The 14,139-nt window shown below is 36.1% G+C and carries 19 protein-coding genes and 1 riboswitch; of the genes, 12 read left to right on the forward strand and 7 right to left on the reverse strand.

All coding sequences use genetic code 11. The annotated features are described in order from the left end of the window. The first annotated feature begins 68 nt into the window (after positions 1–68). The 4 genes from AC1DOS_RS04335 (at position 69) to AC1DOS_RS04350 (ending at position 3,205) form a co-directional block, all read left to right on the forward strand. Complete coding sequence (locus tag AC1DOS_RS04335) at positions 69–983, forward strand: DUF1002 domain-containing protein (protein WP_108585524.1); 915 nt, start codon at positions 69–71, stop codon at positions 981–983. A 120-nt stretch (positions 984–1,103) separates the two neighbouring features. Further along, positions 1,104–2,072, forward strand: a complete 969-nt coding sequence (locus AC1DOS_RS04340) for a ring-cleaving dioxygenase (protein WP_477536520.1) — start codon at positions 1,104–1,106, stop codon at positions 2,070–2,072. Positions 2,073–2,106: 34 nt separating this feature from the next. Beyond that, entirely contained in the window at positions 2,107–2,388 is a 282-nt protein-coding gene (locus AC1DOS_RS04345) for a GNAT family N-acetyltransferase (protein WP_108585522.1), read from the forward strand. Positions 2,389–2,710: 322 nt separating this feature from the next. Further along, entirely contained in the window at positions 2,711–3,205 is a 495-nt protein-coding gene (locus tag AC1DOS_RS04350) for a DUF4064 domain-containing protein (RefSeq protein ID WP_477536521.1), read from the forward strand. Between the two features lie 19 nt (positions 3,206–3,224). Here the strand turns inward: AC1DOS_RS04350 and AC1DOS_RS04355 are convergent, their stop codons facing one another. After that, positions 3,225–3,719 carry a GNAT family N-acetyltransferase gene (locus AC1DOS_RS04355; RefSeq protein WP_477536522.1) on the reverse strand — a complete coding sequence of 165 codons (495 nt, stop codon included), beginning with the start codon at positions 3,717–3,719 and terminating at the stop codon, positions 3,225–3,227. Positions 3,720–3,813: 94 nt separating this feature from the next. Between AC1DOS_RS04355 and AC1DOS_RS04360 the strand changes: the two genes are divergently transcribed. Both AC1DOS_RS04360 and AC1DOS_RS04365 read left to right on the forward strand, forming a co-directional pair. Beyond that, on the forward strand, positions 3,814–4,257 hold the full coding sequence (locus AC1DOS_RS04360) for a GNAT family N-acetyltransferase (RefSeq protein WP_477536523.1): 444 nt from the start codon (positions 3,814–3,816) through the stop codon (positions 4,255–4,257). Between the two features lie 101 nt (positions 4,258–4,358). Further along, positions 4,359–4,685: a hypothetical protein gene (locus AC1DOS_RS04365; RefSeq protein WP_108585518.1), complete on the forward strand. Its 327-nt coding sequence runs from the start codon at positions 4,359–4,361 to the stop codon at positions 4,683–4,685. Between the two features lie 109 nt (positions 4,686–4,794). Here the strand turns inward: AC1DOS_RS04365 and AC1DOS_RS04370 are convergent, their stop codons facing one another. Beyond that, positions 4,795–5,445, reverse strand: a complete 651-nt coding sequence (locus tag AC1DOS_RS04370) for a LytTR family DNA-binding domain-containing protein (protein WP_477536524.1) — start codon at positions 5,443–5,445, stop codon at positions 4,795–4,797. 80 nt (positions 5,446–5,525) lie between these two features. Here AC1DOS_RS04370 and AC1DOS_RS04375 point away from each other — a divergent pair, with 80 nt between their 5' ends. The 5 genes from AC1DOS_RS04375 to AC1DOS_RS04395 all read left to right on the forward strand — a co-directional run bounded on the left by AC1DOS_RS04375 (position 5,526) and on the right by AC1DOS_RS04395 (position 9,186). Next, positions 5,526–6,422 carry a diacylglycerol/lipid kinase family protein gene (locus AC1DOS_RS04375; protein ID WP_477536525.1) on the forward strand — a complete coding sequence of 299 codons (897 nt, stop codon included), beginning with the start codon at positions 5,526–5,528 and terminating at the stop codon, positions 6,420–6,422. Between the two features lie 204 nt (positions 6,423–6,626). Next, the gene (locus AC1DOS_RS04380) at positions 6,627–7,409 is read left to right on the forward strand and encodes an AraC family transcriptional regulator (protein WP_108585515.1); all 783 of its coding nucleotides are present in this window, start codon (positions 6,627–6,629) and stop codon (positions 7,407–7,409) included. Positions 7,410–7,506: 97 nt separating this feature from the next. Continuing rightward, the gene (yidC, locus tag AC1DOS_RS04385; protein ID WP_108585514.1) at positions 7,507–8,271 is read left to right on the forward strand and encodes a membrane protein insertase YidC; all 765 of its coding nucleotides are present in this window, start codon (positions 7,507–7,509) and stop codon (positions 8,269–8,271) included. Between the two features lie 56 nt (positions 8,272–8,327). Continuing rightward, positions 8,328–8,573, forward strand: coding sequence for a hypothetical protein (locus AC1DOS_RS04390; RefSeq protein WP_108585513.1), 246 nt, complete (start codon positions 8,328–8,330; stop codon positions 8,571–8,573). 64 nt (positions 8,574–8,637) lie between these two features. Further along, positions 8,638–9,186 (forward strand): superoxide dismutase family protein, encoded by a 549-nt coding sequence (locus AC1DOS_RS04395; RefSeq protein ID WP_477536526.1) that lies wholly within the window; start codon positions 8,638–8,640, stop codon positions 9,184–9,186. A gap of 221 nt (positions 9,187–9,407) precedes the next feature. Here the strand turns inward: AC1DOS_RS04395 and AC1DOS_RS04400 are convergent, their stop codons facing one another. After that, positions 9,408–10,565, reverse strand: a complete 1,158-nt coding sequence (locus AC1DOS_RS04400) for an MFS transporter (RefSeq protein WP_477536527.1) — start codon at positions 10,563–10,565, stop codon at positions 9,408–9,410. 121 nt (positions 10,566–10,686) lie between these two features. Here AC1DOS_RS04400 and AC1DOS_RS04405 point away from each other — a divergent pair, with 121 nt between their 5' ends. Then, complete coding sequence (locus AC1DOS_RS04405) at positions 10,687–11,499, forward strand: M15 family metallopeptidase (protein WP_477536528.1); 813 nt, start codon at positions 10,687–10,689, stop codon at positions 11,497–11,499. 107 nt (positions 11,500–11,606) lie between these two features. Here AC1DOS_RS04405 and queF read toward each other — a convergent pair whose 3' ends face one another. The 4 genes from queF to queC are packed head-to-tail and all read right to left on the reverse strand — an operon-like array spanning position 11,607 to position 13,915. Beyond that, entirely contained in the window at positions 11,607–12,104 is a 498-nt protein-coding gene (gene queF, locus AC1DOS_RS04410) for a preQ(1) synthase (protein ID WP_108585509.1), read from the reverse strand. Positions 12,105–12,120: 16 nt separating this feature from the next. Then, entirely contained in the window at positions 12,121–12,828 is a 708-nt protein-coding gene (queE, locus tag AC1DOS_RS04415; protein WP_477536529.1) for a 7-carboxy-7-deazaguanine synthase QueE, read from the reverse strand. Continuing rightward, entirely contained in the window at positions 12,825–13,250 is a 426-nt protein-coding gene (gene queD / locus AC1DOS_RS04420) for a 6-carboxytetrahydropterin synthase QueD (protein ID WP_108585507.1), read from the reverse strand. Before queD ends, queE begins: the two co-directional genes overlap by 4 nt. Then, positions 13,247–13,915, reverse strand: coding sequence for a 7-cyano-7-deazaguanine synthase QueC (queC, locus tag AC1DOS_RS04425; RefSeq protein ID WP_108585506.1), 669 nt, complete (start codon positions 13,913–13,915; stop codon positions 13,247–13,249). Before queC ends, queD begins: the two co-directional genes overlap by 4 nt. Positions 13,916–14,061: 146 nt before the next feature. Next, a riboswitch (PreQ1 riboswitch) is annotated at positions 14,062–14,105 on the reverse strand. Between the last annotated feature and the right edge of the window lie 34 nt (positions 14,106–14,139).

Below are 14,139 nucleotides of genomic sequence, written 5' to 3' on the forward strand. Positions count from 1 at the left end.
CAACCGCTAAAAAAAATTAGTGACACCCGCTTTAATCGGAAAAAGTTATTTTGAGAGGAGAACAAGATATGAAAAAGAATAGTGTTCGTTTCGTTTCGTTCTTACTGGCAGCTTCATTGATCTTGCCTTCAGGTGCTTTAGCTAGCACTGGATCTTCGTCTTCAGATGAAGGAATTAATGAAAAATTTGGTATGCCTATTGTTGTATACGGAGCTGATTTAACAGAATCAGAAAAAGCAAGTGTTAAAGATAGTCTTGAAGTAACCAACGAATCGGAAGTTGAAGAAATCTCTGTGACAGGAGAAGATTTAGTAAACTATATTAAAGATGGTGATGCTTCTGCTCGGATGTTTTCATCTGCGAAGATTACACGTCAAGATGCTGGAAAAGGCTTAGTAATCGATATAGTTACTGAAGATAATATTACACAAGTAACAGCTGAAATGTACGAAAATGCTATGTTAACAGCTGGAATTGAAGACGCTACAGTAGAAGTCGCAGCTCCAAAAAAAGTAACAGGTCATTCAGCTTTAGTCGGAATTTACAAAGCATATGAAGTGAGTGGAGAAACGCTAGACAAAGAACGAACTGATGTGGCAAATGAAGAACTTTCAGTTGCAACTATATTAGCGAATAAATCAGACATTGACGAAGCAAAAGTAAGTGAGCTCTTAACCGAGATTAAAAAAGATATTGCAGAACAAAACCCAGCAACTAAAGAAGAAGTCGAAAAAATTGTACAAGAACAATTAACTAATTTAAAAATCGAGTTAAGCCCTGAAGATCGTCAATTATTAATTGATTTAATGGACAAAATTCGTCAATTGGATATTGATTTTAGTAAATGGTCTGATCAGTTAAATGACTTAAGTAAAACCATTGAAGATAAAATTGGAAATATCGTTGATGACGAAGGTTTTTGGCAAAGTGTTAAAAACTTTTTCAACAATTTAATTGATTCAATACGATCATTATTTAACTAAAACCTCCTCTCATGGAGGTTTTTTTCATAAAATCACATAAATTGCGCAATGCTATTACAGATGATAATCTATAAGAAAAAACATCTCGAATTCGAGATATTATAATAAGGAGGCATTTTCATGGAATTAGGAGGCATTCATCACGTATCCGCTATCACAGCGAATGCGGAAAAAAACTATGATTTCTTTACTCGTATATTAGGTATGAGACTCGTTAAAAAAAGTGTAAACCAAGATAATACTTCTTCGTATCATTTGTTTTATGCGGATGCAGTAGGTACGCCCGGAACGGATATGACGTATTTCGATATTCCGAGAGCGGCCAGGACTGTCCCAGGAGCATCGAGTATAAGTAATACAGCTTTTCGTGTGAAAAGTGAAGCTGCTTTGAGTTATTGGAAAGAACGCTTTACAGAACATCAAGTTCATTTTGAAGATGTGGTTGAACGTTTTGGTAGAAAAACGATGTATTTTGAAGACTTTGAAGGATCTCGACTCATGTTAGTCGTTGATGATGGAAAAGGTGTTCCATACGGTACACCTTGGACAAAATCGGGTGTTCCAGAAGAATTTACAGTGGTTGGTTTAGGGCATGTCACGTTAACCGTTCGGAAGGCTGAACAAACGCAACTTGTTTTAACTGAAGTATTGGGGTTCAAAAAAGTTGGATCGTATCCTTCATTTGTAGTAGCAATGCCTGATATCACCGTATATTCTACAGGAGATGGAGGTCCCGCTTCTGAAGTGCATATTGAAGAACGACCTGATTTACCACTGGAACGACCGGGTAGAGGTAGTGTTCACCATGTTGCATTTCGTGTGAAGACGTTTGAGGACTATGACAGATGGGAAGAATTATTGCGTGCAAGGGGATTCATGACTTCTGGTAAAGTCGATCGCTATTACTTCAAATCAATTTATTTCCGCGAACCGAATGGAATATTGTATGAACTAGCGACGGATGAACCTGGATTTGCTACAGATGAGTCAATGGAAACGTTGGGTGAAACTCTCGCATTACCACCATTTTTAGAACCTCGTCGCGAACAAATAGAAGCTTCACTCCGTCCATTAACATTCAACGAGTGAGGTATGCTAAACTGTCAAAAAGGAGTGGTGAGAAATGGAATTTCAGTATAAAGAATTGGGTCAGGATGCGTATGCATTTGTGCATGAAAAAGATGGAAAAACTTTAGGGGAAATCACATGGACGTTGCTTGGGGATGTGATGGTAATGGATCACACATTCGTTATTCCAGAACTTCGAGGTACAGGGGTAGCCAAGCAGTTACTCGATCGTTCAGCAAAATTTGCTCGTGAGAACAGTTATAAAATGGAAGCCGTTTGTTCGTATGTGGTATCTGCATTTAATGAATCTGATGAATATGAAGACCTTAAAGCATAATTAAAAGGCAATCCGCTAATTAATCTTAGTGGATTGCCTTTTACGTGTAATTCGTCATATTCTTCATCCTCACATTTGAGTAAATACGAATAAAAATCCTGTTAGTACTGAAGCCCCTACCATTGTGTACATAAAATCTGATTGACTAAATACTATTTTCTTTTCCATCTCGTCATCTACTCCTTTCAAATTGGTGTTACTAAATATGTACCCCCACTATAAAATATTAAACAGGTTTATTCATATTTTATGAAGGGAATGGTGATATTATGAAACCTACTTAGTTTTGTTTCGTATATATTATGGAAGATAAATAGAAGAGGTGATTGTATTGAGAAGAGTTGGAGAAGTTGCTTTAGGAATTATTGGTACCATATTAAATGTTATTTTATTAGTATTCGCTACGTTTGCTGTTGTAGCTGTATCAAATGCCGATACAGGAGAGGTAAAACAATTGATTGAAGAAGAAATGGTCATGACTGACCCTACAATGACTTCCGAAGATATCGCGATGGCTAAGGATTTCATAGGTGCGTTTTTAGATGTATTTGGAATCGTCGGATGGGTTCTAGTAATTACTTTACTAATCAGTGTGATTTTAAGTATTATTGCTGTAGTTAAAGTATCAAAAAACAAGAGTCCGAAAACAGCGGGGATATTATTCATCTTTGCAGGCTTATTATCGGGAATATTATTACTCGCTCCAATTTTATTCTATATTGCAGCTATTTTGTGTTTCGTTCGCAAAACACCAGTGCATGATGAACAAGATCCATATTACAACAATGAAGTGCACCAACCGCAGCAACCTTTATAAAAAAATGCCTGTTAACAAGTTAATTGTTAACAGGCGTTTTTAGAAAGTATACATATTTTGCTGTAGATAGAGGGTGGCCTTCAAAAAATTCATCGAATTCTTCAATACATGTGAAATTATTGCGTTCATAAAAAGCTCTACCTTTTTTATTTTCACTTTCGACGTAAACTAGTAATTGATTTGCAGAGGAAATGTTTTTTAATCCTGCACTTAACAACTTTTTCCCATATCCTAAATGTTGATGGGAAGGCAACATGTAAATAGCCGTAAGTTCCGCATCGCCATCTTCATCGACACGTGTGAAATTGGCAAAGCCAACAATAGTATCTTCATGAAGAGCGACATAAACAGCTGTTTTTTCTAAACGTTTCATCATCATGGCACTTGAATAAGATCGTTCGATAAATAATTCTTGAATAGTAGCTGGAATGATTCCTTCGTATGTGTCATTCCAAGTAATTTTGGCGATTTGCTGTACCGCAGCAATATCGTCTTGTTTCATCGCTCGTATCAAATCATCTCACCTCAAAATTCTTTCAGTCATCATACCAAATATTTCGCAAGTTTGCTATACATGTGAAATAATTTCCATAAAAAGGAGTGAGAAAATGTGGATTATCAAATCTTTTAATGAATTAACAACCATCGAACTTTATACTTACTTACAATTACGAGTAAATGTTTTTATAGTCGAACAATCTTGTCCTTATCCTGAGCTAGATGGCTATGACTTAGATTCTTACCATCTAACGTATATCGAAAATGATGAAGTCCTAGCTTACGCACGAATCCTTCCTGCTGGTATAAAATATCAACGAACATCTATTGGTCGGGTAATCGTTGACCAAAAATCAAGAGGAAGAGGACTAGCTAAAGAATTAATGAATCAAGCAATTGATTTTAGCCGAGAAAAATGGCCAAATACTGATATTCAACTACAAGCCCAAACACATCTCAAGCATTTTTATGGTTCATTTGGTTTTATAGAGATTTCTGAAGAATATGATGAAGACGGGATTCCGCATGTGGACATGCTTAAAAGAAGTCACTAATTTGAAACCGTTTTGTCACAATAATAAGGTGTTGAAAAAGAATATATAGGGTATCGATACTATAACAAGAGAAAAAAAGAATTACTGGAGGAATGATGAAAATGGCAAAAGGAAATAATCGTTCATTGTTATTAGCTGGATTGGCAGCAGGTGCTTATGCGTATTTCAGTAAACAAGAAAATCGAGACAAAGCAATAGTAGCTTTCAATAACACGAAAACTAAAGTTAATTCTTACCTAGAATCACAAAAAAACAATAAAATGGAAATGACCAAAGCTGGTCATTCGGATCCACATGATATTGATGACAACACTATGGTAGATGAAGGCGCAATGACCAGTGTTCAGTACTATAACCAAGAAGTTCAAGATAAATCGAAAAAAGCGGTAAATAATGATGTCGATGAAAACTCGATGATTAAGAATTAGAAAAAAGAAGGCTACGCTCCAAGCGATCGTAGCCTTCTTTATTAGATGAAAAGTAGTAGGAAGATGGTTTAATAAACTTAATATAGGGCAGGAAACTAAAGAAGTTGAATTAAAAACCTAAGGAACGTCTAAAATAACTAGCATAACGTTGACTGACCGGAATCCTTGTTCCATCATTCATTTCCAGTAAGAAGGTTGAATGCGAGTCAGGTTGTATTTCTTTGATAAAAGCAATATTTACTATGTACGATCGATGACAGCGAATAAAGGATTCTGATGAGAGAAACAATTCTAATTCACTTAAGTTTAAGCGATGATACCCTCCTCTTGTCTCGGTTTTTACATAGGTCTTACGAAGTTGAGTTTCTAAAAATAAAACTTGATTATGTTTTACTGGATACCAGTTTTCATCCGTTTTAATGGTCATATATTGACTTAAAAATGGAGAGGGCTGTTGATGGAGAATGGCCGTAACTGCACCTTCTGTTATACCTTCTTTAATAATGGGGATACTCATTCCATAATAAGAAACACCTAAAATATCAGAGTCAATAAATTCGTTCACTTTTTGACCATAAGTAAGCGCTTTATAAGTGGCAGTGCCTTCTTTTATTGGATCACCTGGTTGTATTTTTAAATCTATTCTCTTACTGGCTTGATAATATACGTATTCATTGGTGTTCGAAATAGCAATAGAAGCATGTTCAGGGAAGAATTCATGAATGACTTTCATGATTTCTTGTATTGAATTTGTGTCCAAATTATTCACCTCACTTTAATAAATAATCTCTTTTTTCTAATGTTACCATATATAACACACAATCATCGGAGGCATTTTAATTGAAAAAAGCCATGTTGATATTAAATCCATCATCAGGTAAGGAATTAGCAGGAGACTTTAAAGAACAGACCATTGAAACTTTAACTAGTATGGGATTTGAAGTGGAAGTCAAAGAGACTCAAGGTGGAAGAGAAGCGACGGACTTTGCTCGGCTAGCATGCGAGGAAAAATACGACCTTGTTACGGCTATGGGTGGAGATGGGACTATAAACGAAGCAGTGAATGGGTTAGCGGAACAAGAACACAGACCTCTTTTCTCTTTTATCCCTTTAGGTACTGTAAATGATTTTGCTCGTGCCCTTGGCATCCCATTAGATCCTGCAAGGGCAATCGAAGGACTAAAAACAGCACAACCGAGGTTTACAGATATTGCAAAAGCACAAAATCAATACTTTATGAATGTTTTAGCTGTTGGTCAAGTAGCAGAAAGTGTTTCGAATGTCTCTGTAGAACAAAAAACTAAACTTGGACCATTAGCATATTTAATCGAAGGTGTTAAAGCATTAACTTCTGAAGATGAAACAGAAGTAGTTGTAGAGCATGATAATGGCACTTGGAGTGGAAATGCGGTTGTCGTATTAGTGGCATTAACAAACTCGGTAGGTGGATTCGAAAAATTGGCTCCAGATGCACAAACTGATGACGGATTTCTTCATGTATTTATTGTGAAAAGTAAAGGACTACCTGCCTTTATTCGGATGGCATCAGCTGTTTTACGAGGCAAAATTGAAGAGAATCCTGACATAGTCGTGATTAAAACAGAAAAAGTACGAATTGAAACATCGAAGGAAATGACTTGTAATTTAGATGGAGATGAAGGATGTTCTACTCCAATTGCAGTTCAAATATTGAAAAAGCATATTGAGGTACTAGTACCAATCGGTAAAACGAACTAATTATTGTATCTTTTATAAAGTCAACCAATAAACGAATAATATTGTAATTAATTAGTCTTTTTTTTAAGAACTAATACCCATAAAAAGCAAGGGAAAATGTTAAATCTAAAGTTTATGTAACTATATGCATATAATAGGATTTATTTTTAATGAGAAAATGGTAAAATACGCATATGCGTATCGTAAAGAAAGATGGTGAGTTTTATGCAGTTAAATCAACCCACAGGAAGCGAAACTATATCAAAAAAATATTTGAGTGAAATTGAAATAGCTTCCCAGTTGGATGGCGTAGAAGATTTCTTTGAGTTGGAATCAAAACTTTTGTATGAAATTCACCATTTAGAGATAGAAAAAGCAAAAAACACTTTGCGTCTTCTCATCGATCGAATTTCTTTAAGGGCAGGTAAACAAACCATTCGGGGAGTAAAACATTACTTTGCCGTATTGTCATCGATTATGGCGCGACAGTTATATGAAAATCAAGTGCCTGCCAAAAAAGCATTTGCTTTTAATTCTGCATGTATTGGAATGGTTGATTTTCATATGAATGACGCTCAGTTCCTACAATTCGCGGATGATTTAATTGATTTTTTTGTATCAGTTATTTCAGAAAGAAAACAGCCTACTTTTAATCATCAAACTGTCAACAAGGTAATATTATTTATTAACGATGAAGTTGAATCAGAACTATCCGTTGAAGACATTGCGAAACAGTTTAATGTTAGTACAAGCCACTTATCCCGTATCTTCCGTGAAAATGTAGGTATTACTCTTGTAGAGTATTTAAATGTAAGACGTGTGGAAGAGTCGCAATATTATTTAAGGCATACAAATAAAACGATTTCGGATATCTCACAACAATATCACTTCTGCAATCAGAGCTACTTTACTCGTATATTTAAAAAGTACACAGAAGTGACACCAAAACAATTCCGTGATCAAAAGGACTATGATTACTATAGATTTACCTTACCAACCTCAATTTAAAAGTGTCGTAAGTTAAGACTCTTTTTGCTATTAATTTGAAATATGGTAGGTAAATAAGGTATACTTTTCAGTAGCTTAAAAGATGAAGGTGAAACTAGTGAAGAAGAAAATCGGATTACTGTCAATGCTTGTTATGGTTACTATGTTATTAAGTGGTTGTGCTGGTGTAGAAAATAAAGAAGGGTACTTTTACAGTATTTTTGTAAAACCTTTCGAATACCTACTTAACTTTTTTGGAGATATGTTCAACGGAAGTTTCGGTTTAGCGATAATTGCTATTACGATTTTGATTAGACTTATTTTAATGCCATTAATGCTTCGTAACTACAAGAACCAACAAGGCATGAAAGTCAAAATGGATGCAATGAAGCCTGAAATGGATGAAATCCAAAAGAAAATAAAAGCAACTAAAGATAAAGCAGAGCAAACACAGTTGCAGCAAGAAATGATGGGGTTGTATCGCAAACATAATGTAAATCCATTAAACATGGGTTGTTTGCCAATGGTCATTCAAATGCCAATCATCATGGGTCTTTATTTCTCCATTCTTTATTCTACAGATGTGAAGAATCATGAGTTTTTATGGTTTAGTCTTGGATCACCAGATGTAATAATGACGTTGATTGCAGGTGCAGTCTACTTCTTACAAGCAAAAGTATCATTATGGACTGTACCCGAGCAACAAAAACAACAAATGAAAATGTTTGTGTATATTTCACCTATTATGATTATGTTTGTATCCTTTACGTCTATGTCAGCCTTACCGCTATATTGGACAGTTGGTGGTTTACTGCTAATCTTCCAAACATATTTAGGACGTAAGTTTTATTCAAACCATCCAGAGAAAGCAATAGAAGAATAATAAGTTAAAGTCGGTGCCTGAAAGCATCGACTTTTTTTTAGGAGTGAATAACTGCTATGAAACGAAATTGGCTTGCTGGACTACTACTATCAGCAGTAAGCATCGCTGCGTTGGTCTTTATTATTAAAGAGAATTTATATGTATCAGTTTTGTTTATGACTGCATTATTTGCTTTGACTAATGGCTTTAGAGCTCTGAGTTTTAAAGAAAAAGGTTTTGAGCGCGAGGCAAAATGGATGACCGGCATGGCTATTTTCTTTGCAGTTGCGTTTGTCATCATATTAGGAATAATTTTGTTTTAATGTATAAAAAATTCATTTTAAGCCATCATACTAATGAGAAATCATTTGTATGGAGGTTTTTTTTATGAAAAAATGGATGATTGTATGCAGTGCCTTACTAGTAACAGTCACAGTAACAGGGTGCAGTCAACAAAAAGAAATGATGCCTGTAAGTGGGACGATTGACCATACGTTGGTAACGAATGTGGTGGATTCTAAAGGGACTGGTATTGGGTCAGCGGAGTTAACAGAAACAGCTGCCGGTGTCAGAGTTCGGTTACAACTAAAAGGATTAGAGCCTGGAGAAAAAGCCATTCATTTTCATGAGGTAGGAAAGTGTGACCCACCAGATTTTACAACATCAGGTAGCCATGTGAACCCTGCAAAAAAACAACACGGCTTTGATAATCCGAAAGGCTATCATGCAGGGGATCTTCCGAACTTGAAAGTAAATAAAAATGGCATAGTGGATTTAGAGATTACTACTCCAAATGTGACGCTTGAAAAAGGAAAATCGAATTCCCTGCTTGATGAAGATGGCAGTACAATGATTATTCATGAGAAAAAAGATGATTATGTTACGGACCCTTCAGGGAATTCTGGAAATCGAATTGCATGCGGAATTATAAAATAAAACGCACGTAACCRTTAAYGGTTACGTGCGTTTTTCTGTTTATTTTCTTTTTTATTTTCTTCTTTATGATTTTCTAATAGCTCATCTAATTGTTGCATTAATAGGAGCACGTCAAATTTTGAGATTCTTCGCATGATAGTAATTACACTCCTGTCATGATTTCTTACTATACTATTCGAGGCAAATGAGTATTTTATGACGCATTTTTAAAAAATAGTTCTTTAGTAGGATAATTTTTTTCGTGTTACCAATACAATAAAGAATGATGGAATCGTACATAAGGTCATACCTAAAAATGCAAGTCCTGGACTGATCTCATATAAATAACCGCCTATAAAGGTTAAAATGGCTGTGCTTAGACCCATTGCTAGGGAGGCGTACATTCCTTGCGCTGTTGGGATTTCATTTTGCGATAATCGCTTAGAAATAAATTGAATAAATGCGTAATGGGCTACTCCGAATGAAACAGCATGAAGCAACTGTGAAAAAATGAAAACCCAAACAGTTGGAAATAGGAAAATCAATATCCATCGCAATGTGGACCCTCCAGCTGCTATTAAGTACATGGTCGATATTTTAGTTTTGATAAAGAAAAAATCTGCTCGAGCAAAAAATAAAATTTCTAAAAGAACAGCAACAATTAAGACCACTCCGATATAAAAACTATTGACGCCAAGATCCTGTAAATAAATGAATCCATAATTATAATAAGATGCATGAGCACCTTGTAACAATATGGAGAGGACTAACACCGTAACAAAAGGTTTAGACGAGATTAATCTCTTAACTTCTGATTTTTTATTCTTCACTTCACGAATTTCAGGTTTTATAGTTAGAGAAGGGGGAGCGGGGCGGGTATGGAGATACCACATAGAGGCAAGCCCTATCAACATTACCCACAAAATCGCTTGTTCATTCCATACAGCAGTGGCTGCGCCTATTAACAAAAGTCCCACCGTATAGCCAATTGATCCGAATGAACGACTTTTCCCGTAATGAATACGCTCAGTCTGAATTAAGACAGATGCACTACTCTCCATAGCAGGAAGTAAATTCGGATAAACTAAACTAAACACGACGGTGATTATTAGTAATGGAATAAATGTGTCTACAAAAATATATATCGACATGATCATTACCGACATAAAGGCTGCCCATACCATCACTCTGCGAAGTGAGAGTAATTTAGTAGCAATTGGGAAAAAAACGAATGTCGAGACTGCACGTGCTACCATTCCTGAACCCATTATTATACTCGCATGAAATACAGATAGATCTTTTTCAGTAGTTAGCCATCCCGTCCAGTAAGGCAGGAAGACACCCCAAGTGAAAAAGAAAGCTGCAAAGTTAATAGATAACCATTTTTGAGAATTTATCATAAATGAAACCTCAAATCTATTTTAAATGTCTAATATATTATAGCGAAAAAATAATGACGCATGTCATTTTTAAAGAATTTAATGGTAAACTTAATGTACGAAATATGAAAGAAGGCTTCTCATGAAAACTAGTAAATTACGTTTTACTCCGAAAAAAAAAAAGAAGTGGCCAATTGTGGTTACAGTAATCATAGGGAGTATTCTCATAATTGTGCCAGTGATTTGGATAGGGTTACACAATTGGAATCTCGATAAAAGTATAGCTGCACTAAATTTAGAGCAACAAGCAGATGAACCGAGCCAAATAATACCTGAAACACCTGTTGAGCCTCCTGAAGAGCCAAAAGAAAGTCCAAAGCCACCAGTAGAAAAACCATCAAATAACAGGTATGATCCCAATCAAAAATATCCTGAAGTCCCTACCGTTAAAAATGGTTTTATTGTAGCGAATAAACAATTTCCACTCCCTGTTGATTATAATAACGGTGAAGATCCACTAGCACGTACAGCATTTAATAAAATGGCTGCAGCAGCAAAACTGGATGGGTTTGAGCTTGTCGCATTTAGCACATTTCGCTCATATGAACGACAAGAAACCTTATATAATCAATATGTGGAAAAAGATGGACAGCAAGCGGCAGATCAATATAGTGCACGTCCTGGCTATTCTGAGCATCAAACAGGTTTATCCTTCGATATTGGAGAGAAAAACTTTGAACAGCACTGGGCCGCAGCATCATTTGGCGAAACTCCTGCTGGTGAGTGGATTTCTCAAAATGCCCATCTCTATGGGTTTATCCTTCGTTATCCATTAGGAAAAGAAGAAGTTACTGGCTATATGCATGAGTCATGGCATTTCCGCTATGTTGGAGTCGAACCTGCAACAGATATGTTTACCCACAAACAAACTCTAGAAGAATATTTGGACCTATAAAAAAGAAGAGGATAACGTTCATCCTCTTCTTTTTTCTCTTTAATTAGGCCACTAAAAAAGACACTCAATCGAGTGTCTTTTAGTATGAAGAGGGTTAGATTTTTAAGTTATCGATTATCAATTGTTTCTGGATACATATCATGATTCATCAGACGATGTGCAGCCATCTCTTCATATTTTGTACCTGGTTTTCCGTAGTTCGTATAAGGATCAATACTAATTCCACCACGTGGTGTGAATTTGCCCCACACCTCAATGTAGCGAGGATCCATAAGTTTAACTAAGTCGTTAAGAATGATATTCATACAATCTTCATGGAAATCCCCATGATTTCTAAAGCTAAATAAGTATAATTTAAGCGATTTACTTTCGACCATTTGAATATCTGGAATATAGCTAATATAAATCGTAGCAAAATCAGGCTGGCTCGTAATCGGACATAAAGAAGTAAACTCCGGACAATTGAATTTTACAAAATAGTCACGATAAGGATGTTTGTTCTCAAATGATTCCAAAACACCTGGATTATATGAAAAATCATATTGAACGTTTTGATTGCCTAGTAAATTAATTCCTTGTAACTCTTCTTTTTGACGCCCGCTCATCGTTAAATCCTCCTTGTTAAACACCGCGTTTATTTCCCCAAATCAATGCATGTAATTGAGGCAGTACTTTCGCATCGTTCATAATCGTAGACTGCATTGAACGGTCAATTAACCATTCAAAGCGTTTTAATAGTGTGGAAACCAATGCTTGATCATCGACTGTTAACACGTCATCGTTGCCAACCTGCAAGAAAAAAGGAACTTCAGGATAACGTGTATGAATCATCTCTGCATAGCCAAAATCTTCTTCATCGAAGATTACTACCTTTAAGCTTACATTGGAATCTACAAGATTTTGCATAAATAAATCCAGCTTACTGAAATCCGTCTTCATTAAAGAGCTCGGTGGTTTTGGAGAAATAGTGACATCATCAATATCAAGGAGCCAATCTTGCCAAAAAGACCCTTGAGTCTCAATAGCCACTTTCCATCCTTGTTCATGACATTGATTGATGAATTCGCCTAACCCTTTGTGGAGAGCCGGGTTACCACCTGAAATTGTGATATGAGAAAAAGCCTCTCCACCAATTTCTTTTAATGTTCCAATGATTTCTTCCGCTTTCATTGCTGTGCTTTTCCCTGTGCCATCCCAAGTGAATTTAGAATCGCACCATGAACATGAATAGTCACAGCCTCCAGTTCGAACGAACATGGTCTTTTGCCCGATAACCATACCCTCACCTTGTATGGTGGGGCCGAATATTTCCATCACAGGTATCTTCATAAGAGTTCCTCAGCTTTTGGACGATAAACAACATAGCTCGTCGGAGTTTCACGAACGACTACTTGTAGGCATCTCGGTTGATGAGGAAGTGTTTTCAATTTATTGTGTATGGTCATCCAAATTTCGTGTGCTACTTGTTCGGTCGTAGGGAATTTTTGTTTAAATTCAGGATGGTCATTCAGAACCGTATGGTCATATCTTTTGTGTACAAGGTTCTTAATCACCTTGAAATCAATTAGAAAACCCATTTCGTCTAACTGATCACCAGCGATGGTAATGTTAATGAAATACGTGTGGCCGTGCATATATTGACAATTCCCTGCATCATCATGTGGAATGAAATGAGCTGCAGACAAATGCATATCTTTATTTAATTCGAATCGGTACGAGTGAGGTGTTTGTGGATAAAATTGTTGAATCACTTCGATTCACTTCCTTGTTTTTGTTCAAGATAAGTGAGTAATCCTTTTTGGCGTAATACACAAGATGGACATGTGCCACAGCCATCACCACGGATTCCTTCATAACAAGTTAATGTGCGTGTACGAACAAATTCCAAAGCCCCTAAATCATCGGCAAGTTTCCAGGTCTGTGCTTTGTCCAACCACATTAATGGAGTTTGGAATTGAAGGGACGTATCCATCGCTAAATTAATAGATACATTTAGTGCTTTGACAAATACATCGCGGCAATCTGGGTATCCACTAAAATCAGTTTCACAAACGCCTGTAATAATATCACGGGCACCAATGGACTGTGCATAAACAGCAGCAAACGATAGGAATAAATGATTTCTTCCTGGAACAAATGTAGATGGCAAGTTACCATCTGTTGCGTCAGTTACAGCAATATCACTTCTCGTTAAAGCATTTGCTGATAGCTGATTGATTAAAGTCATATCCAATACTTTAAATGGAACGTTTAACTCATGCGCTATTTCTTCAGCACATGTTATTTCTTCGATATGGCGTTGACCATAGTCAAAAGTGACTGTAAAGACTTCTTCGTATTTTGTTAAAGCCCATAATAGACAAGTTGTACTGTCCTGGCCGCCACTAAATACGACAACAGCTTTTCCTTTTTTCATTGCTCATTTCTCCTTTTGAAGAATGAGTATTCGACATCTCTATTTAGGTGATTCAGTAACGTTAAAAGTAGTATGCATGGTGTAGCTTAGATACTTGAACTGAATTGGCTATAAAAGCACAAAAAAACTGTATCTACGTGACAGTTTTCACCTTAGTTTTTTATAGAGGGAGTTTACGAACCTCTTCTAATTTTGGTACACCCTAAATAATAGCATATTTCACA

It is taken from the genome of Paenisporosarcina sp. P5_A11, from assembly GCF_056400705.1.

What these genes read in the sequence shown, in the direction of transcription:
- AC1DOS_RS04395 (WP_477536526.1), top strand. Translation starts at nt 8,638, where the DNA reads ATGAAAAAATGGATGATTGTATGCAGTGCCTTACTAGTAACAGTCACA.
- AC1DOS_RS04380 (WP_108585515.1), top strand. Translation starts at nt 6,627, where the DNA reads ATGCAGTTAAATCAACCCACAGGAAGCGAAACTATATCAAAAAAATAT.
- queE (WP_477536529.1), bottom strand. Translation starts at nt 12,828, where the DNA reads ATGAAGATACCTGTGATGGAAATATTCGGCCCCACCATACAAGGTGAG.
- AC1DOS_RS04340 (WP_477536520.1), top strand. Translation starts at nt 1,104, where the DNA reads ATGGAATTAGGAGGCATTCATCACGTATCCGCTATCACAGCGAATGCG.
- AC1DOS_RS04365 (WP_108585518.1), top strand. Translation starts at nt 4,359, where the DNA reads ATGGCAAAAGGAAATAATCGTTCATTGTTATTAGCTGGATTGGCAGCA.
- AC1DOS_RS04335 (WP_108585524.1), top strand. Translation starts at nt 69, where the DNA reads ATGAAAAAGAATAGTGTTCGTTTCGTTTCGTTCTTACTGGCAGCTTCA.
- queC (WP_108585506.1), bottom strand. Translation starts at nt 13,915, where the DNA reads ATGAAAAAAGGAAAAGCTGTTGTCGTATTTAGTGGCGGCCAGGACAGT.
- AC1DOS_RS04400 (WP_477536527.1), bottom strand. Translation starts at nt 10,565, where the DNA reads ATGATAAATTCTCAAAAATGGTTATCTATTAACTTTGCAGCTTTCTTT.
- queF (WP_108585509.1), bottom strand. Translation starts at nt 12,104, where the DNA reads ATGAGCGGGCGTCAAAAAGAAGAGTTACAAGGAATTAATTTACTAGGC.
- AC1DOS_RS04405 (WP_477536528.1), top strand. Translation starts at nt 10,687, where the DNA reads ATGAAAACTAGTAAATTACGTTTTACTCCGAAAAAAAAAAAGAAGTGG.
- AC1DOS_RS04345 (WP_108585522.1), top strand. Translation starts at nt 2,107, where the DNA reads ATGGAATTTCAGTATAAAGAATTGGGTCAGGATGCGTATGCATTTGTG.
- AC1DOS_RS04390 (WP_108585513.1), top strand. Translation starts at nt 8,328, where the DNA reads ATGAAACGAAATTGGCTTGCTGGACTACTACTATCAGCAGTAAGCATC.
- AC1DOS_RS04360 (WP_477536523.1), top strand. Translation starts at nt 3,814, where the DNA reads ATGTGGATTATCAAATCTTTTAATGAATTAACAACCATCGAACTTTAT.